The 13,514-nt window shown below is 67.7% G+C and carries 14 protein-coding genes; 5 read left to right on the top strand and 9 right to left on the bottom strand.

Annotated elements, in window-relative coordinates:
- Window positions 1–37: 37 nt before the first annotated feature.
- Together V2L32_RS08425 and V2L32_RS08430 are read right to left on the bottom strand one after the other, a co-directional pair.
- Entirely contained in the window at window positions 38–745 is a 708-nt protein-coding gene (locus V2L32_RS08425) for a universal stress protein (RefSeq protein WP_331236043.1), read from the bottom strand.
- Window positions 746–747: 2 nt separating this feature from the next.
- The gene (locus tag V2L32_RS08430; protein WP_331236044.1) at window positions 748–2,085 is read right to left on the bottom strand and encodes an APC family permease; all 1,338 of its coding nucleotides are present in this window, start codon (window positions 2,083–2,085) and stop codon (window positions 748–750) included.
- A 115-nt stretch (window positions 2,086–2,200) separates the two neighbouring features.
- Here V2L32_RS08430 and V2L32_RS08435 point away from each other — a divergent pair, with 115 nt between their 5' ends.
- Entirely contained in the window at window positions 2,201–2,581 is a 381-nt protein-coding gene (locus V2L32_RS08435; protein ID WP_331236045.1) for a type IV pilin N-terminal domain-containing protein, read from the top strand.
- A gap of 287 nt (window positions 2,582–2,868) precedes the next feature.
- Here the strand turns inward: V2L32_RS08435 and V2L32_RS08440 are convergent, their stop codons facing one another.
- From V2L32_RS08440 to V2L32_RS08455, 4 genes are all read right to left on the bottom strand, one after another.
- The gene (locus tag V2L32_RS08440) at window positions 2,869–4,386 is read right to left on the bottom strand and encodes a carboxypeptidase M32 (RefSeq protein ID WP_331236046.1); all 1,518 of its coding nucleotides are present in this window, start codon (window positions 4,384–4,386) and stop codon (window positions 2,869–2,871) included.
- A 125-nt stretch (window positions 4,387–4,511) separates the two neighbouring features.
- Window positions 4,512–5,927 carry a hypothetical protein gene (locus V2L32_RS08445; protein WP_331236047.1) on the bottom strand — a complete coding sequence of 472 codons (1,416 nt, stop codon included), beginning with the start codon at window positions 5,925–5,927 and terminating at the stop codon, window positions 4,512–4,514.
- A 44-nt stretch (window positions 5,928–5,971) separates the two neighbouring features.
- Window positions 5,972–7,057, bottom strand: coding sequence for a M20 family metallopeptidase (locus tag V2L32_RS08450; RefSeq protein WP_331236048.1), 1,086 nt, complete (start codon window positions 7,055–7,057; stop codon window positions 5,972–5,974).
- 25 nt (window positions 7,058–7,082) lie between these two features.
- Window positions 7,083–7,532 (bottom strand): hypothetical protein, encoded by a 450-nt coding sequence (locus V2L32_RS08455; protein ID WP_331236049.1) that lies wholly within the window; start codon window positions 7,530–7,532, stop codon window positions 7,083–7,085.
- Between the two features lie 82 nt (window positions 7,533–7,614).
- Here V2L32_RS08455 and V2L32_RS08460 point away from each other — a divergent pair, with 82 nt between their 5' ends.
- On the top strand, window positions 7,615–9,477 hold the full coding sequence (locus V2L32_RS08460; RefSeq protein WP_331236050.1) for a PINc/VapC family ATPase: 1,863 nt from the start codon (window positions 7,615–7,617) through the stop codon (window positions 9,475–9,477).
- Window positions 9,478–9,564: 87 nt separating this feature from the next.
- On the opposite strand, the gene V2L32_RS08465 is transcribed toward V2L32_RS08460, so the two are convergent.
- The gene (locus V2L32_RS08465) at window positions 9,565–9,846 is read right to left on the bottom strand and encodes a helix-turn-helix domain-containing protein (protein ID WP_331236051.1); all 282 of its coding nucleotides are present in this window, start codon (window positions 9,844–9,846) and stop codon (window positions 9,565–9,567) included.
- Between the two features lie 225 nt (window positions 9,847–10,071).
- Between V2L32_RS08465 and V2L32_RS08470 the strand changes: the two genes are divergently transcribed.
- The 3 genes from V2L32_RS08470 (at window position 10,072) to V2L32_RS08480 (ending at window position 12,936) form a co-directional block, all read left to right on the top strand.
- On the top strand, window positions 10,072–10,374 hold the full coding sequence (locus V2L32_RS08470; RefSeq protein WP_331236052.1) for an EMC6-like membrane protein: 303 nt from the start codon (window positions 10,072–10,074) through the stop codon (window positions 10,372–10,374).
- A 1-nt stretch (window position 10,375) separates the two neighbouring features.
- The gene (locus tag V2L32_RS08475) at window positions 10,376–12,205 is read left to right on the top strand and encodes a ribosome biogenesis/translation initiation ATPase RLI (protein ID WP_331236053.1); all 1,830 of its coding nucleotides are present in this window, start codon (window positions 10,376–10,378) and stop codon (window positions 12,203–12,205) included.
- Window positions 12,206–12,267: 62 nt separating this feature from the next.
- A complete protein-coding gene (locus V2L32_RS08480) occupies window positions 12,268–12,936 on the top strand; it encodes a DUF502 domain-containing protein (RefSeq protein ID WP_331236054.1) in 669 nt (222 codons plus the stop codon).
- Between the two features lie 63 nt (window positions 12,937–12,999).
- Here V2L32_RS08480 and V2L32_RS08485 read toward each other — a convergent pair whose 3' ends face one another.
- On the bottom strand, window positions 13,000–13,197 hold the full coding sequence (locus V2L32_RS08485) for a hypothetical protein (protein ID WP_331236055.1): 198 nt from the start codon (window positions 13,195–13,197) through the stop codon (window positions 13,000–13,002).
- Between the two features lie 33 nt (window positions 13,198–13,230).
- Entirely contained in the window at window positions 13,231–13,503 is a 273-nt protein-coding gene (locus tag V2L32_RS08490) for a hypothetical protein (RefSeq protein ID WP_331236056.1), read from the bottom strand.
- Between the last annotated feature and the right edge of the window lie 11 nt (window positions 13,504–13,514).

The following is a 13,514-nucleotide window of genomic DNA, read 5'->3' on the forward strand; positions in this document are numbered from 1 at the left end:
GTTGTTCACGCGACGGATATCAACGGTCGGGTAGCGGTCAGTCGCGGCGGACGACGATCACCGGACAGAGCGCCTCCTCGACGATCCGCATCGGGACGTCCCCGAAGACCATCGTCCGGAGCGAGGGTTTCGTCTCCCCGATGACGACAGCGTCGGCCTCCTCCGTGGCCGCGAGGATCGTCGCGATGGGCTCCTCGGAGCGTTCGGTCCGGAGGTCGATCGAACCGGGGGGGACGCCCGCGGAGACGAGGCGTGCTCGCGCCCCGCGGAGCAGCAGGTCGGCCTCCCCCTCCTCTTCGTCCTCCCCGGAGACGTGAAAGAGCGTGATCGTCGTCGTCGTCCCGTTCGCGATCCTGGCGACGACCTCGAGGATCCGTTCGAGGTTCGTCTCGCTCCTCACGGGGACGAGCACCCGTTCGAGGGACTCCGCGACGCCCGGGAAGAGCACCGAGCCGCACTCGCGTTCGACGGTGACCCGGTCGACCGTCTCCGCGCGATCCGGCGTGAACACGAGCAGCGGTTCGACCTCGGTTCCTCGATCCGAGAAGCCCTCGGCGAGCGCTTCGAGACGCTCTCTCGCTACCTCCTCGAAGTTCTCCCTGGCCTGCTCGGGTGGGGTTTGTTCCGGCACCTGGTAGGTGCCGAGCAGGACCACCCGCAGCGAGCCGACGAGGTCGTAGACGACCGACGGGAGCGTGACGTCCTCTCGCACCGAGACCGGGACGAGCGTGGTTCGTTTCGGCATGGTCAGTGCGCTCCTCGGAGAGAGACGTCCCGGCCGTAAAAAGCGTACCACAGGGCGGCGCCGACGAGCACCACACAGCCGACGAGTATCGAGAGGTTCGCCATGAAGTAGATCAGTCCGAAGCTCGAGACGGCGCCGACGGCTGGTAGGACCGGTGACCCCGGCATTCGGAAGCTCGGATCGTACCACCCCGGCTCCCGTCGGCGGAGCTCGATCACGGTGAGACAGATCAGCCCGTACATCACGAGGTGGAGGAAGGAGGCGACCTCCGCCAGGACCTCGACGCGTCCGAAGAGGACGAGCGCGAGGATCGGCCCGCCCGCGAGACCCAGGGCGACGTGTGGCGTACCGAAGCGCTCGTTGACGACGGCGACCCCGTCGGGCAGCAGCCTGTCCTTCGAGAGCGCGTAGATCGCCCGCGAGGACGAGAGGATCGAGGCGTTCGCGGAGGAGACCGTCGCGAGCAGTCCCGCGACGAGGATCGCTATCGCGCCGGGCGTGCCGGCGTACGAGCGGGCGACCTCGACGGGGGCGGTCTCGCCGAGTTCGGCCAGCCGTTCGGCACCGAAGGCGCTCGTGGAGACGTAGATCATCACGACGTAGAGCGTGCCGACGACGAGCACGCTCCCGACCATGGCGATCGGGAGGTTCCGGCCCGGCTCTCTGATCTCTCCCGCGACGGTCGCGACCTGGACGAAGCCGAGGTAGGAGGTGAACACCAGTGCCGCGGTCGTGAAGACCGGGGCGAGCCCGAACGGGGCGAACCGCTCGGGGACCTGTTCGGCGCCGAAGACGCCGAGGGAGTCGAGCACGCCGAAGACGAGGAAGACGACCAGGATCGAGAGCAAGAGCGTGACGATGCCGTTCTGGAGCTCTCCCGCCTTCTCGGTTCCCCCGACACTCACCGCCGTGAGGACGACCCCGCCGACGAGCGCGACGGCCGTGACGAACCAGCGATCGCCGCCGCCAGCGAGCGCCGCAGCGTACTCGCCGAAGCCGACGAGGTAGAACGCCGAGGCGAACACCAGCCCGGTCCAGAGGCTCAACCCCACGAGGCAGCCGAGAAAGGCACCGAAGCCGCGCGAGATGAAGTAATAGCCGCCACCGCTCTTCGGCATCGCCGTCGCGAGTTCGGAGGCCGGGAGCGCGACGAGCAGTGCGATCACCGCCCCGATGGCGAACGAGGCGGCCGCGGCCGGTCCCGCCCGGCCCGCCGCGATCCCCGGGAAGACGAAGATGCCGGCGCCGATCATCGTCCCGATCCCTATGGCCAGCGCCGCCGTCAGGCCGAGCGTCCGCTCCAATTCCCGTTCCGTCTCGACCTGTACCTCTTGGGACATACCCCGCTTAGGGACCCGGTACAGAAGTATTCCGCTTCGATACCCGACCGCTTACCGGTCGGCTAACGGCTTCCGGCGAACCATACCTATCCCCGTCGTCGTGCTCCGTTCGGGTATGACCTGGGGAGTGAGGGAGGGAGAAGGGGAACGCGCCGTCTCGCCGGTCGTCGGCGTCGTGCTGATGGTCGCGATCACGGTCGTGCTCGCGGGGGCGGCGGGAGCGATGCTGCTTGGCTTCGGGCCGCTGGAGCCGGCACCGACGGTGAGCTACTCGTTCTCCTCGTCGGGCGACGAGTTGACGATCACCCACACCCACGGCAGAGCGATCGAGGCGGGGACGCTCACCGTCCACGGCGTGGCCGACGAGGACACCCTCGCAGGTGGATCGCGCGTCGGGACGTCGGTGACGGTCGAACCGGTCGACGAGACGATCCGGATCGTCTGGACGGGCATCGAGAGCGGGAGTTCGTACGTCCTCGGCGAGTACGGGGTCTGACGCGAGGATCGACGACGGGAAGCCTCAGCGAAGCCCCCGGAGTACGAGCACGAGTCCCGTGAGCGTGCCGAGGGCGACGAGGGCGATGCCGGCGATACCGAGCAGTTCGCCCGCTCTCGTACTCGGGGATCCGGTAGCCGTACTCCATAACCGCCGCCGAAAGCACCAACGAGAGCCCCGCGCCGAATATCGTGGTCGCGAGGTCGACGCCGAACGGGTTGCCGATGTCGGGCATACTCGTGAGAGACACGGCGGACGCGTAGTCGTGGTGCCGGCGGTTCACGAGGTCAGAGGTCGTAGAGCGCGTCGTACTTCTCGGTGACGTACTCCACGAACGGTTCGGCGCTGTAGGGGTCGCCCGTTGCGACCTCCACGAGGTCGGGAGTGGTGTACCGGCAGCCGTGACGGTGGACGTTCTCGGTGAGCCAGTCGTGGATCGGGCCGAACTCGCCGTCTTCGACCAGCGCGTCCACGTCGTACTCCTCGCGGATCGTCGCGTCCAGCTGGGCGGCGAGCACGCTCCCGAGCGAGTAGGTCGGGAAGTAGCCGAACGAGCCGTGGCTCCAGTGGATGTCCTGCAGGCAGCCCTCGCTGTCGGTCTCCGGCCGGATCCCGAGGTACTCCTCGTACTTGTCGTTCCAGAGTTCGGGCACCTCATCCACCTCGATATCGCCCGCGATCAGCGCGCGTTCGACCTCGAACCGGATCACGATGTGGAGGTGGTAGGTGAGCTCGTCCGCCTCGACGCGGATGAGGTTGTCGTCGTAGACCTGGTTGACCGCCTCGTAGGCCTCCTCGACGCCGACCCCGGAGAGCTGTGGGAACCGCTCGCCGACGGTCGGGAGGAACAGCTCCCAGAACGCCCGCGTTCGACCGACGTGGTTCTCCCAGAACCGCGACTGCGACTCGTGGACGGTCAGGTCGCGGGCGCTGCCGAGCGGCGTGCCGTAGTGGTCGTCGGGCAGCCCGAGCGTGTACGTCGCGTGACCGAACTCGTGGATCGTGCTCATCACGGCGCCGATCGGATCGGCCTCGTCGTAGCGCGTCGTCACCCGGGCGTCGAACTGCGTCCCGGTCGAGAACGGGTGTGGCGCGGTGTCGAGCCTGCCGCGGTCCCAGTCGTACCCGAGGAGGTCGAGCGCGTCGCGCGCGAGCGCCTCCTGGGTGTCGGCGTCGAACTCGCCCCCCCGGAGCGCCTCGGTCGCGAGGTCGGCGTCGCTCTCGCCGATCGCGTCGATCAGCGGGACGAGTTCGTCGCGGAGCTCCCCCAGGATCGCCTCCGCGGTCTCTAAGTCGAGGTACGGTTCGTAGTCGGCGAAGAGCACGGCGTACGGGTCGGCGTCGGGGTCGATCTGCCGGGCGTACTCGCGTTTCAGGTCGACGAGCTCCTCCAGCGCCGGCGCGAACGCCTCGAAGTCGTCCTCGGCTCTCGCCTCCGACCACAGCGGGTGTGCCTCGCTCGTCGTCCGCGAGATCTCCTCGACGAGCTCGGTCTCGACGCGGGTGTTCCTGTCGTATCGCCGTCGCACCTCGCGAACGACCGCCCGCTGTCCCTCCGAGAGCGTCTCGCCCGCTACCCCCTCGAGGAACTCGCCCATCTCCTCGTCGGTGAGCTCCTCGTGGACGAGCGCCGAGAGCGTCGAGAGCTGCTCGGCGCGCGCGGTGACGCCCCCTTCCGGCATCATCACCTCCTGGTCCCAGCGGAGCACGCCCGCGGCGTTGCCGATGTTCGAGAGCCGTTTCACCTTCGTCACGAACGCGTCGTAGGTCTCCGTCGCCTCGCTCGAGGCGGGTTCGCTCGCCATACCCCGGGTGAGAACGCCGACGGTATCAACGCCGTGGTATCGGAAGCCGACAGGGGCGGGTCGGCGCGTCGCGTCACTCGTCGTTCTCGGTCACTCCGCCGACCGTTCCGATCCGTCGGATCGTCTCATCCGTCGTCGTCGACGGTTGCGTTACCGACGTCGTCGGGCGGACCGGTCCCGTCGTCCGTGGCGTTATCGACGTCACCCGGTGGTCCGGGTGGGACGCCGTCATCGACCGGCGGATCGGGTGGGCCGTCAGCCCCGTCGTCGCCCTCGGGTCCGGGGTCGTCGTCGGTCTCGCCAGTCCCTCCGTCGTCCTCATTTCCCTCCTCGGGCTCCCCGTTGTCGTCCGCGTCGTCGTCGCCGTTCGTATCGTCGTCATCGGCCTCGCCGTCGCCGTTCAGGCCGTCGTCACCGTTCCCGTCCTCGTCGCTGTCGTCCGTCCCCTCGCTGTCGCTCTCGCCGCCGTCGTCATTTCCCTCCGCATCCTCCCCGTCATCGGTATCGCCGTCTCCGTCGTCGACCCCGTTCGAATCGTCGTCCTCGTCCCCGGCTTCGTCGTCACCGTTCCCATCCTCGCCGTTCGCGTCGTCGTCTCCGGGCTCGTCGCTCTCGCCGCTGTCGTCATTTCCCTCCGCATCCTCCGCATCGTCGTCCTCCTCGTCACCGATCACTACGTCGATCGGCTCGTCGTCGTTCTCCTCGTCCGTGTCGCCGTTCGACTCCTCGCCGTCGTCGGTCTCGCCAGCCCCTTCGTCGTCCTCATTTCCCTCCTCGGGCTCCTCGTCGTCTGCGTCACCGTTCGTATCGTCGACTTCGTCGTCGCCGTTCGCATCGTCATCGTCTTCCCCTTCGGGGGTGTCGTCCGCGTCGTCCGCGTCGTCATCGCCGTTTCCGTCGTCGTCTCCGTTCGCGTCGTCGTCCGCATCGTCCGTGTCGTCATCTGTCCCGGTGTCGTCGTCACCGGGGTCATCATTGTCACCTTCAGGGGTGTCGTCGGCGTCGTCGTCTCCGGTCGCTCCATCGTCGTCGGCGCCGTCGTCTCCTGCGGGTTGATCGTCGTCCGCTCCCTCGTCGTCCGTCTCCGCGGTGTCGTCCGCATCGTCGGTCTCCTCTGGTTCGTCGTCACCGGCCTCCACAGCGTCGTCTGCGTCGTCAGTCTCCGTCGTATCGTCGGTCTCCGTGGCGTCGTCCGTCTCTGCGGCGTCATCGGTCTCTCCAGCCTCGGTATCGTCGCTCTCCGGCGGGTCGGCGTCGTCATCGTCCACTGCTTCCGTCGGCGTCTCCTCGCCGTCGTCCGCATTGTCCGTCTCGTCCTCGGGCGTCTCGCCGTCCTCTCCGCCCACCGTCTCGCCTTCCGGTGGCTCGGGGGCCTCGTCGGCCGCGAAGAAGCCCGCCGGACCGAAGACGACCGCCGCGGCGAGCGCGAATATCACGAGTCCGAGGACGAGCACGAGCACCTGCGGCTGTCGCCACAGCGGCGGCTCCTCGGACTTCGCGGTCGTACCGAGCGAGCCTCCCGAGGACGACGAGTCGCTCACGATAGCCCCTCTACCCGGTCACGGCTAATAGGACTGGCCCTTTCTCATTCGAGAAACGCCTCCGATTCGGAGACGTTCCGGTAGATCCGGTAACACCGGCGGAGTACGTCGACCGAGACGCTCTCGGCCTCCGTGTGCGCCTCGCCCGGCTCCGCCGCGCCGCAGACGACACAGGCGGTGCCGGCCCGTGCGAGGCGGCCCGCGTCGGTCGCGTGGGGCTTCGTCACGAGTTCCGGTCTCGCTTCTTGACTCTCCGCTGCGGCGTCGAGGGTCGCCTCCGCGAACCTCCCGTCCGAACAGCGCATCGGGGGCAGGTCGCTCTCGACCTCCCACTCGACGCCTTCGATCCGCGAGACGTCCTTGAGTGGGAGGTACTCGCCCGGAACCGTCCGCTCGTCGACCGTCGCCTCACAGCGCTCGGGGATGACGTTCATCGCGCTGCCGCCATCTATCTCGGTGACGGCGACGCTCCCCGAGAGATCGTGGCCGAAGACGCTCACCGTCGGGGCTTCCATCCCCCGGACGAGTCCGACCGCGTCGCACGCCCGGTAGATCGCGTTCTCGCCAGCCTCCGGTCGGCTCGCGTGTTCGGCCCTCCCGCGGGCGACGATCCGGCCACCACGTCGGCCCTTGTGTGCGATCACCACGTCGGTCACGTCCTCGCCCGAGTAGTTCGTAGAGCCCTCGCCGACGACCGCGTACTCCGGGGAGAACCCGTTCTCGATCGCGTAGCGTGCGCCTCTCCCACCCGTCTCCTCGCCGACGAAGCTCGCGAAGACGAGTTCGCAGGTTGGCTCCGCGTCTTCGAACGCGCACATCGCCGCCGCGACCGACCCCTTCATGTCCGCAGTGCCACGGCCGTAGAGCCTGCCGTCGCGCCCCTCGACCACGTACTCCCCGTCCTCGATCTGTCCCTCGTCCGGCGGCACGACGTCGTGGTGGCCGACGAGCGCGAGTTGGGGCCCCGAACTCGATCCTCTCCGGGCGATCACGTTCCCGACCGCGTCGCGCTCGACATCGGCGTCGGTCTCCTCGCGCAGCCAGCGCTCGATCAGGTCTCCGACGGCGGTCTCGTCCTCGTGGCTCGGGACCGTACACAGTTCTCGCGTCAGGCGCTCGACGTCGTCCATGCGGGGCGCTGTGCGCTACAGGGGCTTAGTCGCGGTGTTCGCGATCGCCGGCCCCGGTCGGGGCCCCGTGCTCCATCGTCCGGTAGCGCGCGAGGTTCACCGCCGCGAAGAGGAAGACCGTGAGCGGGAGCGCGACCGCGATCCCGAAGAGGACGGCGTTCCCGGGGGAGGCGACGGCCGTCGAGAGCAGGAGGGCGGTAGAGGCGACGGTCGTCGCGACGAGGACGAGCACCCAGGGTGTTTGGCGGGTCAGGAGGTCCTCCGGTTCCCGGGTGAACACCAGCCGATCCACGATTACCGAGAGCAGCGCGAGGCCGGTGACGACGATCGCGAGCGCGAGCGCGACGCCGGCGCGTTCGTTCCCGGGGACGACGTTGAGGACGCCGAAGAGGGCGTACAGCGCCACCGCGACGGCGCCGTAGAGGCCGAGCCAGAGCGCGGCGGCGACCCCGAGCGTGCCTCGCGTCGAGTCCATGCGCGACATCGCTCGGTGGCTCGCTTAGTCGTTTCCATCGTGCATGACACACGCTTATACCCGGTCCGACTCTACGCCACCCATGAAGGTTCTTCCGGACACGAGCGTCGTTATCGACGGTCGTATCTCAGAGCGGATCCGCGACGGCAGCTACGACGGGGCGACGGTGTTGATCCCCGAGGCGGTCGTCGGGGAGCTCGAACACCAGGCGAACGAGGGCCACGACACCGGCTGGGACGGCCTAGAGGAGCTGAAACGGCTGGCCGACCTCGCCGACGAGGGGGCGATCGCGATCGAGTACGTCGGCCGACGGCCCGAGGCGATCGAACTCGACCGGGCGAGCGAGGGAGAGATCGACGCGCTGATCCGAGACATCGCCGCCGAGGAGGGTGCCAGGTTCGTCACGAGCGACATCGTCCAGAGCGAGGTCGCCGAGGCGAAGGGCCTCGACGTGGAGTACGTCGCCCCGCGGGTCGAGGCGATCGACAGCCTTGACCTCGAGGGCTACTTCGACGGGGAGACGATGAGCGTCCACCTCAAGGCGGGCGTCGCGCCGATGGCCAAACGCGGGGCGATCGGCGAGATGGTCTACGAGCACGTCGCGGAGGGGAAACTGGACGCCGAGCGGATCGAGGAGATGGCGCGCGAGATCGAGACAGCGGCCAAGCGCTCGCGCGAGGGGTTCATCGAGCTGCGCGAGCCGGGGATGACGATCATCCAGTTCCGCGACTACCGGATCGCCATCGCCCGGCCGCCGTTCAGTGATGGAATCGAGATCACCGCGGTTCGGCCGCTCGTGCAGACCGACCTCGACGACTACGAGTACGCCGACGAGCTCCGCGACCGGCTGGTGTCTCGCCAGCGCGGGGTGCTGATCGCGGGGTCGCCCGGTGCCGGGAAGTCGACGTTCGCACAGGCGGTCGCGGGCTTTCTCGCCGACTCGGGCTACGCGGTGAAGACGATGGAGAAACCGCGGGACCTGCAGGTCGACGAGGGGATCACCCAGTACACGGCGCTCGGTGGATCCATGGAGAAGACCGCCGACGCACTGCTCATGGTCAGACCCGACTACACGATCTACGACGAGGTAAGAAAGACCTCCGACTTCCGCGTCTTCGCCGACATGCGGCTGGCGGGTGTCGGAATGGTCGGCGTCGTCCACGCCACCAGGGCGATCGACGCGCTCCAGCGCCTCATAGGAAGAGTCGAACTCGGGATGATCCCGCAGGTCGTCGATACGGTCGTCTACATCGAGGACGGGATGGTCCACACGGTCTACGACGTCACGACCGAGGTGAAAGTCCCCCACGGGATGACCGAGGAGGACCTCACCCGGCCGGTGATCGTCATCCGGGACTACGAGACGGGCACGCCGGAGTACGAGATCTACACGTTCAACCGGCAGGTCGTCACGGTCCCGATCGGGGGCGAGGAGGAGGACGAGGGCGGCGTCGACCGGCTGGCCCGCCAGGAGATCGAACGCGAGATCCGCTCGATCGCGCGGGGATACGTCGACGTCGAACTCCAGAGTCAGAACCGCGCGGTGGTCTACGTCGAGGAGGACGACATCTCGTCGGTAATCGGCAAGGGCGGCGGGCGGATCACCGACGTCGAGAACCGGTTAGGGATCGACATCGACGTGCGGACCCACGACGAGAAGCCCGGCGCGATCGGCGGAGGAAACGCGCCGAGCGGCGGGAGCGGGGGTCAGACCGAGCAAGCCAGCGAGACCGTCGTTCCAGAGATCACCTCCAGACACGTCCGGATCGAACTGGAGCGCGCCCAGCCCGGACAGACGGTCGAGGTGCGCGCGGAGGGGGAGTACCTCTTTACGGCTACCGTGGGACGGGGTGGGGACATCCAGGTCTCGCGGGGCAGCGCCATCGCCGAGGAACTCGAGTACGCGATCGACCGGAAACAGGAGATCTCGGTCGTCGGCGCCTGAGGGGGCGAATCGGCGTGGCCGGATCGTCGCGCTCGACCGGACGATGCTCTCGCTCGCCGAGCGATAGAGAGAGAAGGGAGTCGCCGTTCAGTCGCCGCAGCAGGGACTGGTCTCCGTGCCGCCGTCGGCGGCGATCGCCTCGCCGTCGAGCGTGTAGAGGTTCTGTCTCGCGTCGGCGAAGTAGATGTCCTCGTTGACGATACCGATCGTCTGCAAGCGTTCGAGCGCGTACCTGACCGTACGCGCCGAGAGCATCGACTCCTCGACGATCTGCTTCTGCGTCAGCGAGCCGTTGTACTCCAGGACCTTGAAGACGAGTTTCGCGCTCGGGGGCAGGTCCGTCAACCCCTCTGCCTCTGATCCAGCCATCGTTACGTTTCGAAACGCTACACGCTCATAAAGCTTGATCATCTGCCACCGTGTGACATGCTCGATCGGTAACGGGTTCCTCCGCTCGCGCACACGATGGAAGGGCCACGAGACCGACGTCGGAACCCGACGATCGGTCGGATCGGCCGTTCGCGGTCCGGAGCGACCGGTGAGAACCCCGGTCCAAACGAACCCCTTTTCACCCACCCTGACCGACTGTAGGGTATGTCGACCGAAGCCGTCGAAGCCCGCTCGGCGCACATCCGGGCGGTCACCGTGACGATGGTCGCGACGCTCGCCGGCGTCCTCGCGGCGGTCCTCTCGGGGTCGTTCGCGTCGGGCGCGGGGGACCCGCTCGCGCTCGCCATCCTCGTCGGGGTCATCCTCGTGCAGTTCCCGGCGATGAAGCTCGTGGGGATCGTCGAGGAGTACTCGACGAAGGACAAACTGTTCGTCTCGTTCATGAGCTTCTGTCTCTGGTTCGTCACCTGGGGCATCCTCCTGACCACCGACACCCAGGTCTTCTAGCATGGCGAGCGACAGCATCGCGGTCGTCGACCTGGACCGGTGCCAGCCCGACCGCTGTAACTACGAGTGTGCGAACTACTGCCCGCCCAACCGGACCGGAAAGGAGTGTATCACGCTCCGGGGCGACGCCGCCGAGGAGGGCGAGATCGAGGGGACGCCCGATCAGGTGAAGATCAGCGAGGAGATCTGTCTGGGCGAGACCTGCGGGATCTGCGTCGAGAAGTGCCCGTTCGACGCGATCGAGATCATCAACCTCCCCCAGGAACTCACCGAAGATCCGGTGCACAGATACGGCGAGAACGCCTTCTCGCTCTACGGCCTGCCGGTCCCGGTCGACGGCCAGGTCACGGGGCTCCTCGGTCCGAACGGGATCGGGAAGTCGACGGCTGTCCGGATCCTCGCGGGCGAGATGACGCCGAACCTCGGCCAGTACGTCGAGGAGCCGTCCTGGGAGGCGGTGCTCGACGCCTACCGCGGAACAGAGCTCCAGGAGTACATCGAGGGGGTCCGTGACGGCGAGGTGACCGTCGCGCGCAAACCGCAGTACGTGGATGGGATCCCCGACCAGTTCGACGGGACGACGATCGACCTGCTCTCGCGGACCGACGAGCGGGACGTGCTCGACGACCTGGTCGAGCGGCTCTCGATCGCGCCGGTGATCGACCAGGAGATCGGCGATCTCTCCGGCGGCGAACTCCAGCGGGTGGCGATCGCCGCCTGTCTCGCCCGCGACGCCGACTTCTACTTCCTCGACGAGATCACCCCCTACCTCGACATCGGCCAGCGGGTGACGGTCGCCCGCCTGCTCAGGGAACTCGTCGAGGAGGACGAGGAACGGTCGATGCTCGTCGTCGAACACGATCTCGCGATCCTCGACCTGCTCTGTGACAACCTCCACGTCGCCTACGGCGAGCCGGGGGCGTTCGGCGTCATCACGGACCCGAAGAGCGTACGGAAGGGGATCAACGAGTACCTCTCGGGCTACCTCGACAACGAGAACATGCGGATCCGGCCCGAGGCGATCGAGTTCGAGGAACACGCTCCCAGAGCCGTCGCCCACCGCGACCTCCTCGCGGCCTACCCGGCGATGGAGAAGTCCTACGGCGAGGACGCCTTCTCGCTCTCGGTCGAGGGCGGGGAGATCAGGGAGAACGAGGTGCTGGGGATCGTCGGCCCGAACGGGATCGGGAAGTCGACGTTCGCGAGGCTGCTCGCCGGTCGGATCGACCCCGACGACGGCGAGACCGACCTGGAGTTGGAGATCGCCTACAAACCGCAGTACGTTGAGATCGACCAGCCGATGCGCGTCGACGTCTTCCTCTCCTCGATCACCGACCGCTTTGGCTCCTCGCACTGGAACACGGAGGTCGCCGGACCGCTGCAGCTCGGCCGGATCATGGAGCAGAACCTCACCGACCTCTCCGGGGGCGAGCGCCAGCGGGTGGCGATCGCCGCCTGCCTCTCGAAGAACGCGGACGTCTACCTGCTCGACGAGCCGAGCGCTCACTTAGACGTCGAGCAGCGCGTGCTCGCGACGCGGGCGATCCGCAGACACGCCGAGCGGACCGACGCGACCGTGCTCGTCATCGACCACGACATCTACATGATCGATCTGCTCGCGGATCGTCTCCTGGTGTTCGAGGGCGAACCCGCCGAACGCGGGCGGGCGAGCCAGCCACAGGAGATGCGCGAGGGGATGAACGCCTTCCTCTCGGAGCTCGACGTCACGTTCCGCCGCGACGAGCGGACGAGCAGGCCGCGGATCAACAAGCCCGACAGTCAGCTCGACCGCGAGCAGAAACGACAGGGCGAGTACTACTACGCGCCGTAGTCTCCCCTTCGTCCGAGCCTCGCGCGTGCAACGCTTTTCGGCACCCGGAGTCTCCTGCGGATATGACCGACGACGAAGGGCGGGAACGGGAGCCGGACGGAGACGGCTCGGGTCTGCGCGAGACGCTTGAGGGGTGGTTCGTGACCGGCGCGGTGCTCTTCATCCCGCTGGTGGTCACGCTGATCGTCCTCCAGTTCGCACTGGATTTCATTTCCTCGGTCCTCGTTCCGGTCGTCCGGGTCGTGAACTACCTCCTCCCGTTTTCGGTCCCGAACCCGGTGATCGAACTGGGGAGCGTGCTCGCGTTCCTCCTCGTCCTGCTCGTCACGGGCGCGATCGCACGCGGCACGGCCGATCACGTCTCGAAGGAGTGGTTCGACGGGCTCATCGAGTCGATCCCCCTGCTCGGAGCGGTCTACCGGGGCTTTCGCCAGATGAGCGAGATCCTCCTCTCGGACGACTCCGACAGCTTCGAGGAGGTGAAGCTGATCGAAGTCCCCCACGAGGAGACGTATCGCCTCGGCTTCCTGACCGCGGAGACGCCGCCGGAGATCGAGGAGGCGGCCGGCCACGAGGAGATGTGTACGGTCTTCCTGCCGAACCCGCCGAACCCGAGCGGCGGGTCGCTGCTCTTCGTCCCCACGGATCGGGTTCTTGACGTGGACATGACCGTCGAAGAAGGGCTCCAGACGATCGTCACTACCGGCGTCGCGACGGCTCCCGAGGAGTGAGCGACTCCCGACCGCCGGGTTCGGTGTTCCTTCTCGACTCTCGTGACCCGTGCGACCGTTCTCTCAGCCGTTTCCTTCGGACGCCTCTCCGTTCTCGTCCGAGCCGTCGCCGAACAGATCGAGGGTCTCGGTCATCGCCCACGGCAGTACGATCATCGCTCCGGTGACGCCGAGAAAGCCCGTGACGAGCAGCCCCGTCGGCGGGTCGTCGTGCGAGCCGGTCGCGAGGAGGACGAACGAGCCGATTCCCAGCCCGGCCATCCCGAGGCCGAGGACGAGGTCAGACCACCGGGTTCAGGACTCCTCGAGTGCGGGTTCGAGATCCGCGAGCCACCAGTCTGAACCCTCTCCATCAGCGTCGGTAGACGGTCGCTCCGGCCCCAGTACGACGTTCAGCGCGGATGGGCCGCCGGCGACGAGCAGCACCCCGACGCCGACCGCGACGAGCGCCACCAGTCCGGCCAGCGGCACCCCCCGGGTCTGAGTCAGCAGGAACGCCGTCACGAACGCGAGGACCGACAACCCCGCACAGATCCCCCGGACGGTGGCGATGAACGACGCTCGCATCGGCGCGCCCT

The organism is Halalkalicoccus sp. CGA53 (assembly GCF_036429475.1).
Classification (GTDB): Archaea; Halobacteriota; Halobacteria; order Halobacteriales; family Halalkalicoccaceae; genus Natronorarus; species Natronorarus salvus.

What these genes read in the sequence shown, in the direction of transcription:
- V2L32_RS08425 (WP_331236043.1), bottom strand. Translation starts at nt 745, where the DNA reads ATGCCGAAACGAACCACGCTCGTCCCGGTCTCGGTGCGAGAGGACGTC.
- V2L32_RS08430 (WP_331236044.1), bottom strand. Translation starts at nt 2,085, where the DNA reads ATGTCCCAAGAGGTACAGGTCGAGACGGAACGGGAATTGGAGCGGACG.
- V2L32_RS08435 (WP_331236045.1), top strand. Translation starts at nt 2,201, where the DNA reads ATGACCTGGGGAGTGAGGGAGGGAGAAGGGGAACGCGCCGTCTCGCCG.
- V2L32_RS08440 (WP_331236046.1), bottom strand. Translation starts at nt 4,386, where the DNA reads ATGGCGAGCGAACCCGCCTCGAGCGAGGCGACGGAGACCTACGACGCG.
- V2L32_RS08450 (WP_331236048.1), bottom strand. Translation starts at nt 7,057, where the DNA reads ATGGACGACGTCGAGCGCCTGACGCGAGAACTGTGTACGGTCCCGAGC.
- V2L32_RS08455 (WP_331236049.1), bottom strand. Translation starts at nt 7,532, where the DNA reads ATGGACTCGACGCGAGGCACGCTCGGGGTCGCCGCCGCGCTCTGGCTC.
- V2L32_RS08460 (WP_331236050.1), top strand. Translation starts at nt 7,615, where the DNA reads ATGAAGGTTCTTCCGGACACGAGCGTCGTTATCGACGGTCGTATCTCA.
- V2L32_RS08465 (WP_331236051.1), bottom strand. Translation starts at nt 9,846, where the DNA reads ATGGCTGGATCAGAGGCAGAGGGGTTGACGGACCTGCCCCCGAGCGCG.
- V2L32_RS08470 (WP_331236052.1), top strand. Translation starts at nt 10,072, where the DNA reads ATGTCGACCGAAGCCGTCGAAGCCCGCTCGGCGCACATCCGGGCGGTC.
- V2L32_RS08475 (WP_331236053.1), top strand. Translation starts at nt 10,376, where the DNA reads ATGGCGAGCGACAGCATCGCGGTCGTCGACCTGGACCGGTGCCAGCCC.
- V2L32_RS08480 (WP_331236054.1), top strand. Translation starts at nt 12,268, where the DNA reads ATGACCGACGACGAAGGGCGGGAACGGGAGCCGGACGGAGACGGCTCG.
- V2L32_RS08485 (WP_331236055.1), bottom strand. Translation starts at nt 13,197, where the DNA reads ATGGCCGGGCTGGGAATCGGCTCGTTCGTCCTCCTCGCGACCGGCTCG.
- V2L32_RS08490 (WP_331236056.1), bottom strand. Translation starts at nt 13,503, where the DNA reads ATGCGAGCGTCGTTCATCGCCACCGTCCGGGGGATCTGTGCGGGGTTG.